Genomic DNA, 14740 nt, shown 5'->3' on the forward strand with positions numbered 1-14740 from the left:
AAAAAAATCATTTCTTTCGAAATGATTTTTGCTCTATTATTAAGGAATTAATTTTCGAATGCATCGCAGTTTATGCGAATATTTTTGAGAATCGGTATTGAAAATTCCATTTGTATCGATTGGATCAATTCTAACTTTTCCGTGTGCGTGCAAAATTTTTCCATTGCCACACATAATTCCGACATGAATAATTAGACCTTCTGCATTATCAAAAAAAGCTAAATCACCTGGTTCTGCTTCTTCTACAAAACTCAAAACTTCACCCATTTCCGCTTGTTGATAAGCATCTCTCGGAATTTTGTAACCTCCTATTTTGTACACTTGTTGCGTTAAACCAGAACAATCAATTCCAAAAGAAGATTTTCCGCCCCACAAATAAGGCACATTTAGATAGGCTTTTGCAATTTCTACCAATTGATCTTTTGATTTTTTACCAGACGTATATACCCCAAAATATTCAAAACATTTTGGACCAATTTTGATTTTACTTTCATTCAAAGTACGAACCTCAGCTCCAATTGTCAATGTCATTGGCAAGCCATTTTCCATCGCATGATTATACGGATTAATTGCAAATTTCTCGATCGAATCTTTATTATATTCTTCTTCCAAAATTTCTACAATTTGTTTTGGATCAAGCCAACCTTCATAACCATCAAAAGCTAACTGAACTTTTGTCCATTTTTCTAATTCTTCTAAAATAATCAACTTTTCTCCAAACAAAACCTGACTCACCATTTCTGATGAATCTCTTGCTTCGGAGCGCAAGGGCGCAACACTTACTTGACAAATAGCGTATTTCATTATTTTTTTCGGATTAATGTAATTCCGTCACGAATTGGTAAAATTATCGACTCTACTCGTTTGTCTTTCGTTACCATTTCATTAAATTCTTTCAAAATTTTTGTCGAAGGATCTTTTTTATCTTCCTCTTCCATCATTACTTTTCCGTACCACAAAACATTGTCAACTAACATGGTTCCTCCTGGACGTAAAAGTTCTAAAACTTTTTCAAAATAATAAGGATAACTCTCTTTATCAGCATCAATAAAAGCTAAATCTACAGAATTTTTCTCGATTGTTTCTAATTCTTCGCGTGCATCATTGATTCTAAAATCAATTTTTGAAGCAAATTCAGATTCATCAAAATATTTTCTGCACAAATATTCCAATTCATCATTTTTATCCATCGTAATGATTTTTCCATCAGCAATCAAACCTTCTGCCAAACACAATGTTGCGTAACCTGTAAAAGTTCCTAACTCTAAAATAGTTTTTGGGGCTAAAATCTTTGACAAAATACTTAACAAACGACCTTGATATTCTCCCGAAATCATGTGTGGCTGCGTTGTACATTGATAAGTTTCAACACGTAAACGGCTCAAGATTTCTGGTTCTTGCTCAACATGATGATCTAAATACGATTCTAAAATTGGTGAAATGTTTATCATACCTCTAAAAAAGTCTACAAAAATACAAAAAAGTGGTAAACTTTGGCTATATAAAAGAGTTTTAGAAGAGAAAAATATGTGAATATCAAATGAAATTCGTCAATTCGAGTGATTTTTCAAAATGCAATGAAGAAAAATTGTATCGAGAATAGAATTTCAATATTTTATTCGAATTGACAGTTTTTCTATACTAATATTTATCTTCCAAATATTTGATAACTTCTTTATCTTTAATTCCCATTGGCGGATATTTCCATCCATTAGTTGGCTCTTCTATTGAGTCATCAATAAAATAAGGTAATATTGCTCCATTCTTATAATCTGGATTATAGACAACTAATACCCTATCTCCTATTTTATATTTATTAATATTTATAGAACTCTCTCTTTCATAAGAATGTCCATTATATGAATAAATATACTTTACAAATTTTGTAGATTTTGTTCTCGAAAATCCAGAAATAATTCCAATAGTGTATAATCTTTTGTCTTTTATTTGGTTCAAAAACTTTTGATTACTTAAATATATACTAACAAAAGTTATAATTACAAAAATCAAAATTGCTAACCATTGTAGTAAATTTTCTTTTCTATCTTCTTTAGTTTTTAATTTTAAAGAGGGTAAAAATTTATTCATTTGCTTTAAAATATTCTAATTACTAAACTACAAAATAATCAAACCAAAAAAGCATTACTTTATGGGTAATGCTTTTTGTTTTGAAAATTATTTTGTTTTCTTAGGCTAAATCTTAACATCAGCCTTACTTTTAAACTTTTCCTTTTTGGATAACCGTTACAATTTCTGGATCTAATAAAGTCGAAGTATCTCCAAAATCTGTTTCATCGCTGGCAATTTTACGTAAAATACGACGCATAATTTTTCCACTTCGTGTTTTTGGTAAGCCCGATACAAACTGAATTTTATCTGGTTTCGCAATTGGTCCAATCAAATGAGCTACTTCATTTTTGATTTCTGCTTCTAACGCTGGAGAACCTTCTATTCCGTCTTGTAAAATTACATAAGCATACAACGCATTACCTTTGATATCATGAGGAAAACCAACTACCGCACTTTCTGCAACCGCTTCATTTTGATTGATTGCATTCTCTACAGGTGCCGTTCCAAGATTATGTCCCGAAACAATTACCACATCGTCTACACGACCTGTAATTCTGTAATTATCCATCGCATCACGATAAGCACCATCACCTGTAAAATAATAGCCTGGAAAAGTAGAGAAATACGTTTCGATGTAACGTTTATGATCATTGTAAATAGTTCTTGCCATAGACGGCCAAGGGAATTTAATCGCCAAACGACCTTCTGCTTTTTCGTTGATTGTTTCTACTTCTTGTCCATTATCATCCATCAAAACGGGTTGAATTCCTGGTAATGGTAACGTTGCAAATGTTGGACGAAGTGGTGTAATTCCAGCCAAAGGAGAAATCATAATCGATCCTGTTTCTGTTTGCCACCATGTATCGACAATCGGACAATTTCCTTTTCCAACATAATCATTTAACCAGTGCCAAGCTTCTTCGTTAATTGGTTCACCAACGGATCCTAAAACTTTTAGACTTGATAAATCATATTTTTCTACATACTCTAACGATTCTCTTGCTAATGAACGAACAGCTGTTGGAGCAGTATAAAAATGTGTGATTTTTAATTTTTCGATAATTTCCCAAAAACGTCCAAAATCTGGAAAACTAGGAATTCCTTCGAACATAACAGAAGTTGCTCCACAAGCCAAAGGTCCATAAATAATATAACTATGTCCAGTTATCCAACCAATATCTGCTGTACACCAAAATATATCATTCGTATCCATTTGAAAAATATTATCAAACGAATAAGCCGTTTCGACCATATAACCTCCACATGTATGCACCATTCCTTTTGGTTTTCCCGTAGAACCAGAGGTATATAAAATAAACAATGGATCTTCTGCATCCATTATTTCAGCAGGACAATTGTCATCAACTTTATGCATTTCATCAATCCAAAATTTATCACGTCCACCAACCATAGAAGTAGGTTCAATTGCACGACGATAAACGATACAAGATTGAATAGATGGACAATCTTTCAAAGCTTCATCACATATTGCTTTTAAATTAATTGATTTTGTACCTCTGAAAACTTCGTTTGCTGTAACTAAAACTTTACATTGCGCATCATTAATACGAGAAGCTATAGCGGCAGAAGAAAATCCCGCAAAAACAATAGAATGCACTGCTCCAATTCTTGCACAAGCTAACATTGCAATTGCTAATTCTGGAATCATTGGCATATAAATACACACGCGATCACCTTTTTGTACGCCATTATTTTTCAGCACATTTGCAAATTGACAAACTTTTGAGTGCAATTGACGATAGGTAATAATTCGAGATTCTTCTAATGGATTATTCGGTTCCCAAATTAAAGCTGTTTTATTTCCACTTTTTTCTAAATGACGATCTAAAATATTCTCCGTAATATTTAATTTCCCTCCTTGAAACCATTTAAAATCTGCTGTATCAAAATTATATTCTAATGTTTTGTCCCATTTCTTGTGCCAAATGAAGTCTTCGGCTATTTTATCCCAAAATTTTTCTGGATCCTTTAAACTTTTCTTATACGCTTTCTTATATTCAGAAAACGAGTTAATTCTAAAATCGTTAATCATTTTATTTTAATTGTGGTTTTGAATACTAAATATAAAAAAAGCGAGTCAATTTATCAAATTAACTCGCTTATATTTTTAAAATGAATAAAAACTATTCTATTTTCCTTTATACGGACTTGCATTGTAATAAGCAATTGCTGTCGGCAGCGCTTCTTTTATTTTTGCAATACGTGTAGCATCAGAAGGGTGGGTACTCAAGAATTCTGATACACCTGCATTTCCACTTTTTGCTGCCATTCTTTCCCAGAAAGGAATTGCTTGAGAAGGATCATAACCTGCCATTGCCATCAAGTATAAACCTGTAACATCTGCATCTAATTCCATTTTACGTGAATAGTTTAATAAACCGACTTGTGCTCCAACTGGGTATAATTGTTCAAAAACTTTTGCATACTCCGCATTCCCAATAGAACCTCCAACAATTTGTCCAATTCCTTGTGCTGCCATTTGTTGAGAAGCTTGTTCTGCACTATGTCCAGCTAATGCGTGACCAATTTCGTGACCTAACACAACAGACAAACCTGTTGGATCTTTTGTAATTGGTAATATACCTGAATATACTGCTACTTTACCACCTGGCATACACCAAGCGTTTACTTCATTCGCTTGTAACAATGTAAATTGCCATTGGTAACCTTGTAATTGAGATGAAATTCCTTTTTCTTGATAATATTTTTCTGCAGCATATTTCAAACGTTGACCAACTGTTTGCACCATATTCGCATCAGCTGTTCCTGTAATTACTTTCCCCTGTTTAAGAACCTGAGAATATTGATTGTAAGCTGTAGGAAATAAATCTGCATTAGAAACTAATGACAATGATTTACGCCCTGTAACAGGATTTGTAGCACAAGAAGCTAACACTAAAGCTCCTGCTACGGTTAAAATTATTTTTTTCATATTTTTAAGTTTATTTACCGAGTTTTTTTTTGATTTCATTCAATTTCATCAATGCCTCAACTGGCGTTAACGTATTAATATCAGTATTCATAATTTCTTCACGAATCGATTCTAAAATTGGATCATCTAACTGAAAAAAGCTTAACTGCATGTTATCTTGTGTTATTTTCTCCGTTTTATTCGATATTCCTTCATCTGTTTTAGACGCTTCCAAAACTTTCAACACATCATTTGCTCTGTCAACCACTCGTTTTGGCATCCCTGCCATTTTAGCAACATGTATACCAAAACTATGTTCGCTACCTCCTGGAACTAATTTTCTCAAAAATAAAATCGTGTCTTTTGTTTCTTTGATACTGACATTAAAATTTTTGATACGTTCCATTGATTTTGACATTTCATTCAATTCATGATAATGCGTTGCAAACAATGTCTTTGGTTTCAAGGCGCTTTGATGCAAAAACTCTGCAATTGCCCAAGCAATCGAGATTCCATCATACGTCGATGTTCCACGACCAATCTCATCCAACAAAATCAAACTTCGTTCCGAAATGTTATTTAAAATACTTGCCGTTTCATTCATCTCGACCATAAATGTCGATTCCCCTGAAGAAATATTATCTGAAGCTCCAACTCGCGTAAAAACTTTATCTATAATTCCTAATTCTGCTATTTCTGCCGGAACAAAACTTCCCATTTGAGCCATCAAAACAATTAAAGCTGTTTGACGTAAAAGAGCCGATTTACCAGACATATTTGGTCCAGTAATCATAATAATTTGTTGATTATCCGAATTTAATTCAACATTATTTGATACATACTGCTCTCCAATTGGTAATTGTTGCTCTATCACAGCATGGCGACCTTCTTTTATATTCAGTTCAAAACCTTCATTAAGAGAAGGTTTGGTATAATTATTTTTCTCTGCTATTTCAGCGAAAGTAGACAAAACATCTAAAAATGCAATTGCTCTTGCAGTTTGTTGAATTGGAAGAAGTTTAGTAATAATTTCTTGTAAAAGATCAATAAATAATTGATTTTCTATCGCTAATATTTTTTCTTCTGCTCCAAGAATCTGTGTTTCATATTCTTTTAATTCTTCTGTAATATATCGCTCGGCATTCACCAAAGTTTGTTTACGAATCCAATCTTCAGGCACTTTATCTTTGTGCGTATTGCGAACTTCGATATAATATCCAAATACATTATTGAAAGCAATTTTCAACGACGAAATTCCTGTTCTTTCCGTTTCGCGCTGACACATTTGCTCTAAATAATCTTTTCCAGAAAACTGAATTTTACGAAGTTTATCTAATTCTTCCGAAATTCCTTCTCTTATGACATTTCCTTTTACTATTTGATGAGGTGGTTCATCTGATAACGAATCAAAAATCTTTTGAGTTAACTGATCAATTGGTTCAATACGTGTAAATAAATCGGAAACTTCTTTGATATTAGATTGTTCCGCAACAGTTTTAATTTCGTTCGAAATCTTTAAACTTTGTGCTAATTGCAACAATTGACGTGGTGTTATTTTACCAGTAGATACTTTTCCTGCTAAACGTTCTAAATCGGTTAATTGTCCTAATTTTTCACGTAAATCGTAACGTAAATCGCCAAACTTGTAAAAATATTCAACAATTGTTTGACGTCTTTGAATTGATTTTAAATCTTTCAAAACCATTACCATCCAACGATTTAGCAAACGTGCACCCATAGGAGTTTTCGTGTCATCTAAAATATTCAATAAAGTAACACCTTTTGGATGCGGCGAATAAACCAATTCGAGATTACGAATTGTAAATGGATCCATCCACACAAAACTGTCCTGATTAAGTCGTTGAATTGACGTAATATGTCGAATTTCGAAATGGTGTGTATCATCCAAATAAGCTAAAATCGCACCTGCAGAAATAATTCCTTCTTTTAAATCTTCGATTCCAAAACCTTTCAGATTTTTTGTTTTGAATAAGCTTGTTAATTTATCAATTGCAAAATCGTATTGAAAAGCCCAATCATCTAACAAAAATTTACTTTTGACATCAGAAAAATTATATTTTACACGTTTTTGGTAAATTACTTCGCTTGGACGGAAAGATTGAATAATCTTCGCAACTTGATCTTCTTGTCCTTCCGAAACCAAAAATTCTCCTGTTGAAACATCTAACAAAGCAATTCCGAAAGATTTTGCTCCTTCGTGAACAGCCATCAAAAAGTTATTCGATTTCGATGATAAAACCTCATCTTGCAACGCAACACCTGGCGTTACCAATTCTGTTACACCACGTTTTACGATTCCTTTTACGGTTTTAGGATCTTCGAGCTGATCGCAAATTGCAACACGCAAACCAGCTTTCACCAATTTTGGCAAATAAGTATTCAAACTATGGTGTGGAAAACCTGCCAAAGCACTATTATCAGAGCCATTAGCACGTTTTGTTAACACTATATCTAAAATGCGCGAAGCTCGCACAGCATCATCTCCAAATGTTTCGTAAAAATCTCCAACTCTAAACAATAACATCGCATCAGGATATTTCGCCTTGATTTGATTATACTGCTTCATAAGTGGAGTTTCCTTATTCTTTACTACTTTTGTCAAATTATTAAACTTTTGAACAGCTAAGTTAGTTAAAAACGAAGTGATGAGAAAACTAAAATTAGACGAATTAGGTCGTGTTTCGGCTGAAGAATATAAAGAGATTGAAAAACATCCAATTGTTGTTGTTTTGGATAATGTAAGAAGTATGCACAATGTTGGTGCTGTTTTTAGAACTTCGGATGCTTTTTTGATTGACAAAATCTATTTGTGTGGAATTACAGCTACTCCGCCTCATAAGGAAATTCATAAAACGGCAATTGGTGCAGAAAATTCGGTTGATTGGGAATATGTAAAGGATTCAAATGAATTAGTTGCAAAACTAAAAGAAGATAATTACCAAATTGTGACGATAGAACAAACGGAAGGTTCGGTTTTACTAAATGAATTTGAGGTTGATCAATCTCAAAAATATGCAATCGTCATGGGAAATGAAGTAGATGGTGTACAACAATCTATTATTGACCAATGTGATACATGTATCGAAATTCCGCAATCTGGAACAAAACATTCTTTAAATGTTTCAGTTTGTACTGGAATTATTTTATGGAAATGGTACGAAGGGTTTATGAGTTAAGCGATATGAGAAAATAAAAAACTCAAACCTTTTGGTTTGAGTTTTTTTTATTCTTTATTGTTCAATTCTCAATATTCTTAATGATTTAACAATATCTGCTGTTTGATTACTTAATACGCCTGAATTTGCACTATATGATGTAGCTGAAGCAGGTTTAAATAATACAACTCTAACTAGATCATTCGTCGAAAAAGAATGCAATATATTTGGTATTGTTATCGTCTGAGGGTTATTTGAGGCATATTGTTCTATAGGTAAAGTATTTGCAAAAAAACTTGTCCATGTACCTCCATTATTTTTTGAAACTTGCAAAGCCAAAACAATTTGAGTTGCCGAACTTGCTAAAGTTGTATTAACCTTAACAGTTACCATACCTGAAAATTGGAAATATGCTGTTTTTAAAAATTTAAAATGATTAGAGCTTAACTGAATATCGTTTGGATTATCAATTTGTACTTCAGAACTCACTAAATTTAATTCAACTGGTGAACTTAAATTAATTGTCGTTAATTGATTTGTTGTTGATAAGTTTTGTTGTGCAGTAGATGCTAAGGCATATTCTTGTGGAAACTTTAATGATCTAATTTCTTCCAAATTACTTATTTTTTGCCAGATCGTTCCATCCCAAACGACCAATGAATTCGCATCAATGATATTTGGACTAACACCAGAACTTGCTTTGTTGTAAGCAGTCATTCCTACGACAGGATTAGGTATTGTTGTATTATCTATGTTATTATTTAGTTGAACTCTTGGTGGTAAAAAACCTTTTTTAGAACTAAGATTAGATGTATTTAATTCTAAGATTGCAGATGAACCAATCGTATTAGTTCCTATAGAAATTTGTGCAGAAAGTATCACACAAAAATTTAAAACTAAAATAAGTATATACTTTTTCATCATTACCCTATTTTTTGAATTTTAATTACTTTTCCATAAGTTAATCCTGTTGGGGCATTTATTGCTGCTGTATTCGAATGATTTTCACCACTAGTTTTAAAAGCTGTGAATCTAATTAATGAATTAGTAGGGAAATTAATTACAGTTGGCGCAATATTATTACTTCTATTATTACCAGCAGTTCCATATCCCCATACTCCGTAAGTAATAGCCTTTGTTTGCCATGTATTTTCTCCGTCAGTAGAAATATCGAGTTTAAATTCTAAATTTGTTGCTTTATCAGTTCCTATAAAAGGATTATAATTAATAAAACCTGAAACTTCATATAAACCAGCATTGTTTACTTTAAAAAATTGCTTATTAGCATTTAAATCAATATTGTTACCAGTATTTAACATGATAGATTCTTGAGAAAAATTAAGTGTTACAGGAGCTGTATTGATATCATTATCAGTACCAGTATTAGTATATTGAGGAGTAGTAATATTATTCACTGTTTCAGCAATAAAAAAAACTTGAGGTAATAATTCTCTTTTTACTTCTTCTATATCAGATAAACTTGTCCATCGAGTTCCATTCCAGAAGTAATACATATTAGCAAATACTTGATTTGTACCAGTTCCGCTATCTAATAAATTATAAACCAATAAACCAACAGCAGGATTCTGGACAGTCGTTATATCTATATTATTTAGCAGTTGTAATCTTGGAAGTAAAAAACCTTTTTTAGGTGTAAGAGTTGAAACATCAATATCCAAAACAGAAGAGGAATTTGGAGTTGAAGTACCTAATCCAACCTGTGCGAATAGTATATTAAAACCAATAAAAAATGATATAAAAAGCGTAATTATATTTTTCATAAATAAATATTATTGAATGTTATAATCTAATAATTGAATCTTAAGCCCTTTTGAAGTTGGTATATTATTTAATATATCAGCCCCAATATAGCAATTACTTACTGCACAATGATCATTATTAGCACTTGAATCAAAAGGATTGGCAATCACTAATCTCACCATATCTCCTTTATTTAATCGTAAAGGTGTAGGTAATAATGTAGCAGTTTTTAAAGTTGCTGCACCTCCAGTTCCCCAAATAGTCCTTGTTCCTATAGAATCATCCCATTTTACACCTTGATCTGTAGAAATTTGTATTTTAAGATTCAAGAATGCTCTCATATTATTAGCTCCTGAAACAATGGTTGCCATCGGATTATAATTTACAAAAGCAGAAAATTCATAAATACCAGAATAATTTGCCTTAAAAGTTGAATTGCTTGAATCAAATTGAATAATATTTTTGGTATTTAAAGGGGTTGAGCTAAAAGTTACAACATTATCTTTCCGTGGGATGTTTTTCGGAGCATTCATATCAGCACTTGTAAAATCCTGTCTATCTGTGCCTTCTATATAAAATATTCTAGACTTTACTGCTTCCTGTACTGTAGAAGTGTAGATTATTCTATCCCAATTTTTTCCATTCCAATAGTAAAAGCTGTTTGCAGAAACCTCATTTGGATAAGTTCCGCTATTTGTTAAATTAAAAACAAATAAACCTGGAACAGGATTAGGTATAGTCGTAATATCATTAATATCTTGTAATGATATTCTTGGAGGCAAAAAACCTCTTTCATTTGTAGAACTTGAATTAATCTGTTTTGAGCTTAAATCCAATAATGCACTAGTGCTTGGAGAAGACGTATCTATCCCAACACCTGTTGTATTTTGTGCATAGGTTGTAGCTGAAAACAAAATTAAGATTAAGTTTAGGTTGGTTTTAAACATAATTAATTTAATTTTCTTAAAATTATTCAAAAATAATAAATTATAAGCAATTAACAATCAGTTTGTTTCACAATAATAATTATTTAACAATAATTACTTTTTCGATATTGACTACTTAAAAAAGATTAATCAGATATGTTATTGATTTTCTTAAAATAAAAAAACTCAAACCAAAAGGTTTGAGTTTTTTTATTTTAAAAATTAACCGAAACATTAATCCATTCTGGATCAAAATCAGCTTGATATTTTTTGTAAAAATTAATTGCAGGCTCGTTCCAATCTAATACTTGCCAAACCATTCCGTGATACTTGTTTGCTTTTCCGTAAACGATTAATTCATCCAACAATAATTTACCAATTCCTGCTCCACGCATTTTTTCGGTTACAATTAAATCTTCTAAATATAAACGACGTCCTTTCCAAGTTGAATAACGATCATAATGCAACGCAATTCCTTCTACATTTCCATCTACTTCTGCGACCAAAGAACCCCAAACTGGTTTTTCTCCAAAACCGCATTCTTCCATTTCTTCTAACGTAACTGTAACTTCTTCTGGTGCTTTTTCGTATAAAGCTAGTTCTTTGATTAATTCTAAAATTCGAGGACAATCTTCTCTTCTAGCGTCTCGTATTGTTATATTTTTCATTATTGTGTGATATTCTATTTAGTTTTTTGAAATTCTTCGACAGGCTCAGAATGACTCACTTATTTATCATGTTGAACTTGTTTCAACATCTCATCTATTAAACAAAATTATATCTCATTAGATGCGATTCTGAAATAAATTCAGAATGACATTTTGATTGTCATATTGACTAATTTTCTTTTCGTTAGAAAAAGAAAATTGTATCGAAATATCCAGATTCTTCGACAAGCTCAGAATGACAAAATTCGTATTTCTAACTTCGTCTTTAAATCGTCATTCCAATTTCGATTCCTTTTATACGGCGATACAACTCGGTTGCATAATTATCTGTCATTCCCGAAACATAATCCAAAATTCCCATCACTTTTTGATATTTCGTTCCTTTTTCATACAAAAATTGAGCAGGAACTAATCGCAATGCTTTTTTCTCAAACGTTTTGCGTTCTTTTTCATCTTTCAAGATTGGAGGAATAAATTGTGATAATAACTCCGACATTACATTGTAACCTGCATTTTCTATCTCTAAAACAGAACGATGATTGTAAATATTCTCTATTGAAAAACGTTGTATTTCGTCCAAAACTCTTTTCGTTACTTGTTCGGTTTCATTTTTAATCACATCTAACAATGCTGTTTTAAATTCACCTTTTACAATTTGATCAAAATTATTTTGATACACCTCAACCGATTTTTGCGTCAATAAATTAATTGATTTTGCACGTAAATACGCTATTCTATCATTTTTATCTGAAATAGATTTCAATGTATTTTTTGTTTTATCAATTTGAGATGGATCTAATGACTCGACCAGATTCAAGAATAATTTTCGGCATTTATCATGATCGATAATTCCTAAACGTTGTGAATCTTCGACATCGATTATCGAATAACAAATATCATCCGCTGCTTCTACCAACCAGACAAATGGATGTCGCTTATAAATAATTGGTGAATCTTGCTCCAAAATCATATTTGTTTTTTCGGCAATTGTTCTGAATGCTTCTTTTTGCGCCTGAAAAAATCCAAACTTCTTACGATGCAATTGAGTTTTATCTTTTGCAACTGATTCGCAAGGATATTTTGCAATCGCTGCCAGTGTAGAATACGTTAAACGTAAACCTCCTTCCGACTTTCCGTTTTGTTGTTGTGTTAATATTCGGATTGCATTTGCGTTTCCTTCAAAATTAATTAAATCAGCCCATTCAGCTTCGGTGAAATATTGTTTCAAATCAGTTTCGTGACGATCAAAATAAGAAGCTATCGCATCTTCACCGGAATGTCCAAAAGCTGGATTTCCGATATCATGGCACAAACAAGCTGCCGAAATCACATCATGAATACTATAACTATAAAATTCTTGCGACTCTTTTGTTAATTGATAATTTTCGGTAATAAATTTTCCAACCAAATTTCCCATCGAACGCCCAACAGACGAAACTTCTAATGAATGCGTCAATCGATTGTGCACAAAAACACTTCCTGGTAAAGGAAAAACTTGTGTTTTATTTTGCAAACGACGAAATGCAGAAGAAAAAATAATACGATCATAATCGCGTTGATATTCTGATCGTGCATCCGACGTATCGTTTGTATTGCTACGTTGATTAGTGTAAATATGATTTAGAAGTTCCATAAACTGATTTAGAAAACGAATTTAACGAATAATGTTCAGTCACAAAAAAATCCGAACGGTTTCGTTCGGATTTATTATTTAGTTTATTCTTTGTCATAAGAATTATTTATTGTCTTTATTAATTTTCCATTTATTAAATAAAAAATCCAAAAGAACAACGCATAACCCAAACTATTAAAAATTTGATTTGACTCTAAACTTAAATTATGAGTTTTAAAATATTTGAATACAATATTTATTGTAAGAGTTATTGAAAAGAAGAAAAAGAAATACAAAATTAGCATTACAACTAAATTTATTTTTTTATTAATTTTCATTCTCAATATTTTATAATGTATAATCTTACCAACTACCAGACGCTCCACCGCCTCCGAAGCTTCCTCCTCCGAAACCACCAAAGCCGCCTCCTCCAGAAGAGCCTCCCCAAGAACTTCCTCCTGAGCCAAAACCTCCACTTCCGAAAACAGAACTTCCTGTGTTCATAATAATAATATCATCTAACAAACTTCTTCGTCTACCTCCATTTCCTCCGTTATTTCCACCTCTACCTTTCGATATAATAATAAAAATAAAGATAAAAAATCCGATTACAAATATAAGAGCAACCCAATCCATTTCTGGTTCATTAGACTTTGGTTTATCTTGTTTGTACTTACCTGCAAAAGCTTGAAAAATAGAATTAACACCTGCATTTATTCCTCCAGCATAATCGCCTTGTTTAAAATATGGAATAATCACATTGTCTATAATAGACTTATTAACACTAGGTGGTAAATAGATTTGTGCAGCATATCCCGTTCTAATTGTAATCTTACGATCTTGCTCACTCAAAACGATGACGATTCCATTATCTTTACCTTTGGTTCCAACACCCCAATTTTCGCCAATATCATTTGCAAAAGTTTCTAACGGATAACCATCCAAAGATTTTACTGTTAAAACCAAAATTTGGGTAGAAGTAGAATCATCATAAGCCACCAATTTTTTTTCTAATTGATCTAATTGCATTGCATCAAAAACATGCGCATAATCTTGCACAAGCTTTTTAGGCGGATGTTTCATATTAACCAATTCATCAGGCGTTTGTCCAAAAACGGTTAAAATGGAAAGAAAAAAAGTTAGAAAAAAATATTTAACTGTAGCTAATTTCATCTGGTAATTCGTTTGTATCATCCTCTTGATAAGGAAAATATTTTTTAAGTGCTTTGCCCGTTTTTTTAATTCCCTTGCAAAGTCCTTTTACATAGTTTTCTTTTTTAAAATGCTTTACAACATCTTTTTTGATATCGTCCCAAAAATCAGCTGGTGTTGCTTTATCAATTCCTTCGTCCCCAATAATCGTAAAATTATGATCGGTTGGAGAAACGTGAAATAAAACACCATTTCTATCTTTTGTTTTGTGCATTTCTAATCGCTCAAACACTTCTAAAGCTTTGTCAAAATGATTGGGAGAAGATTCGAATTCAATATGAATTCGAATTTCTCCGCTTGTATTTTTCTCCGCTTTTTGAATGGCTTCGATTATTTTTTTTTCATCTTTTGAGGAAAGAAATTTATGTTTCTTTTTTCCCATA

At 32.0% G+C, this 14740-nt stretch carries 14 protein-coding genes; 1 reads left to right on the forward strand and 13 read right to left on the reverse strand.

What is annotated here, in order from left to right; all coding sequences use genetic code 11:
* Window positions 1–39: 39 nt before the first annotated feature.
* The 6 genes from AC2I98_RS06620 to mutS all read right to left on the reverse strand — a co-directional run bounded on the left by AC2I98_RS06620 (window position 40) and on the right by mutS (window position 7589).
* A complete protein-coding gene (locus AC2I98_RS06620) occupies window positions 40–804 on the reverse strand; it encodes a C40 family peptidase (protein ID WP_486413813.1) in 765 nt (254 codons plus the stop codon).
* Entirely contained in the window at window positions 804–1451 is a 648-nt protein-coding gene (locus tag AC2I98_RS06625; protein ID WP_486413814.1) for an O-methyltransferase, read from the reverse strand. The genes AC2I98_RS06620 and AC2I98_RS06625 overlap by 1 nt, the downstream gene beginning before the upstream one ends.
* Before the next feature lie 190 nt (window positions 1452–1641).
* A complete protein-coding gene (locus tag AC2I98_RS06630; RefSeq protein ID WP_486413815.1) occupies window positions 1642–2088 on the reverse strand; it encodes a hypothetical protein in 447 nt (148 codons plus the stop codon).
* A 130-nt stretch (window positions 2089–2218) separates the two neighbouring features.
* Complete coding sequence (gene acs, locus AC2I98_RS06635) at window positions 2219–4123, reverse strand: acetate--CoA ligase (protein WP_486413816.1); 1905 nt, start codon at window positions 4121–4123, stop codon at window positions 2219–2221.
* A gap of 96 nt (window positions 4124–4219) precedes the next feature.
* On the reverse strand, window positions 4220–5023 hold the full coding sequence (locus tag AC2I98_RS06640) for a M48 family metallopeptidase (RefSeq protein WP_486413817.1): 804 nt from the start codon (window positions 5021–5023) through the stop codon (window positions 4220–4222).
* 10 nt (window positions 5024–5033) lie between these two features.
* Window positions 5034–7589 carry a DNA mismatch repair protein MutS gene (mutS, locus tag AC2I98_RS06645; RefSeq protein WP_486413818.1) on the reverse strand — a complete coding sequence of 852 codons (2556 nt, stop codon included), beginning with the start codon at window positions 7587–7589 and terminating at the stop codon, window positions 5034–5036.
* A gap of 79 nt (window positions 7590–7668) precedes the next feature.
* On the opposite strand from mutS, the gene AC2I98_RS06650 reads away from it, so the two are divergent.
* Window positions 7669–8199, forward strand: coding sequence for an RNA methyltransferase (locus tag AC2I98_RS06650; RefSeq protein ID WP_486413819.1), 531 nt, complete (start codon window positions 7669–7671; stop codon window positions 8197–8199).
* A 54-nt stretch (window positions 8200–8253) separates the two neighbouring features.
* On the opposite strand, the gene AC2I98_RS06655 is transcribed toward AC2I98_RS06650, so the two are convergent.
* The 7 genes from AC2I98_RS06655 to AC2I98_RS06685 form a co-directional block, all read right to left on the reverse strand.
* Window positions 8254–9099 carry a hypothetical protein gene (locus AC2I98_RS06655; protein WP_486413820.1) on the reverse strand — a complete coding sequence of 282 codons (846 nt, stop codon included), beginning with the start codon at window positions 9097–9099 and terminating at the stop codon, window positions 8254–8256.
* Between the two features lie 2 nt (window positions 9100–9101).
* Window positions 9102–9959, reverse strand: coding sequence for a hypothetical protein (locus tag AC2I98_RS06660; protein WP_486413821.1), 858 nt, complete (start codon window positions 9957–9959; stop codon window positions 9102–9104).
* A gap of 9 nt (window positions 9960–9968) precedes the next feature.
* Window positions 9969–10886: a hypothetical protein gene (locus AC2I98_RS06665; RefSeq protein ID WP_486413822.1), complete on the reverse strand. Its 918-nt coding sequence runs from the start codon at window positions 10884–10886 to the stop codon at window positions 9969–9971.
* A 194-nt stretch (window positions 10887–11080) separates the two neighbouring features.
* Window positions 11081–11533, reverse strand: coding sequence for a GNAT family N-acetyltransferase (locus tag AC2I98_RS06670; protein ID WP_486413823.1), 453 nt, complete (start codon window positions 11531–11533; stop codon window positions 11081–11083).
* A gap of 265 nt (window positions 11534–11798) precedes the next feature.
* Complete coding sequence (locus tag AC2I98_RS06675) at window positions 11799–13166, reverse strand: deoxyguanosinetriphosphate triphosphohydrolase (RefSeq protein ID WP_486413824.1); 1368 nt, start codon at window positions 13164–13166, stop codon at window positions 11799–11801.
* A 342-nt stretch (window positions 13167–13508) separates the two neighbouring features.
* Complete coding sequence (locus AC2I98_RS06680; RefSeq protein ID WP_486413825.1) at window positions 13509–14318, reverse strand: TPM domain-containing protein; 810 nt, start codon at window positions 14316–14318, stop codon at window positions 13509–13511.
* A complete protein-coding gene (locus AC2I98_RS06685; RefSeq protein ID WP_486413826.1) occupies window positions 14299–14739 on the reverse strand; it encodes a TPM domain-containing protein in 441 nt (146 codons plus the stop codon). Before AC2I98_RS06685 ends, AC2I98_RS06680 begins: the two co-directional genes overlap by 20 nt.
* Between the last annotated feature and the right edge of the window lies 1 nt (window position 14740).

The organism is Empedobacter sp. EJD.6dd (assembly GCF_057369435.1).

What these genes read in the sequence shown, in the direction of transcription:
- AC2I98_RS06655 (WP_486413820.1), bottom strand. Translation starts at nt 9,099, where the DNA reads ATGAAAAAGTATATACTTATTTTAGTTTTAAATTTTTGTGTGATACTT.
- AC2I98_RS06665 (WP_486413822.1), bottom strand. Translation starts at nt 10,886, where the DNA reads ATGTTTAAAACCAACCTAAACTTAATCTTAATTTTGTTTTCAGCTACA.
- AC2I98_RS06650 (WP_486413819.1), top strand. Translation starts at nt 7,669, where the DNA reads ATGAGAAAACTAAAATTAGACGAATTAGGTCGTGTTTCGGCTGAAGAA.
- AC2I98_RS06660 (WP_486413821.1), bottom strand. Translation starts at nt 9,959, where the DNA reads ATGAAAAATATAATTACGCTTTTTATATCATTTTTTATTGGTTTTAAT.
- AC2I98_RS06670 (WP_486413823.1), bottom strand. Translation starts at nt 11,533, where the DNA reads ATGAAAAATATAACAATACGAGACGCTAGAAGAGAAGATTGTCCTCGA.
- AC2I98_RS06685 (WP_486413826.1), bottom strand. Translation starts at nt 14,739, where the DNA reads ATGGGAAAAAAGAAACATAAATTTCTTTCCTCAAAAGATGAAAAAAAA.
- AC2I98_RS06640 (WP_486413817.1), bottom strand. Translation starts at nt 5,023, where the DNA reads ATGAAAAAAATAATTTTAACCGTAGCAGGAGCTTTAGTGTTAGCTTCT.
- AC2I98_RS06630 (WP_486413815.1), bottom strand. Translation starts at nt 2,088, where the DNA reads ATGAATAAATTTTTACCCTCTTTAAAATTAAAAACTAAAGAAGATAGA.
- AC2I98_RS06680 (WP_486413825.1), bottom strand. Translation starts at nt 14,318, where the DNA reads ATGAAATTAGCTACAGTTAAATATTTTTTTCTAACTTTTTTTCTTTCC.
- AC2I98_RS06620 (WP_486413813.1), bottom strand. Translation starts at nt 804, where the DNA reads ATGAAATACGCTATTTGTCAAGTAAGTGTTGCGCCCTTGCGCTCCGAA.
- acs (WP_486413816.1), bottom strand. Translation starts at nt 4,123, where the DNA reads ATGATTAACGATTTTAGAATTAACTCGTTTTCTGAATATAAGAAAGCG.
- mutS (WP_486413818.1), bottom strand. Translation starts at nt 7,589, where the DNA reads ATGAAGCAGTATAATCAAATCAAGGCGAAATATCCTGATGCGATGTTA.
- AC2I98_RS06675 (WP_486413824.1), bottom strand. Translation starts at nt 13,166, where the DNA reads ATGGAACTTCTAAATCATATTTACACTAATCAACGTAGCAATACAAAC.
- AC2I98_RS06625 (WP_486413814.1), bottom strand. Translation starts at nt 1,451, where the DNA reads ATGATAAACATTTCACCAATTTTAGAATCGTATTTAGATCATCATGTT.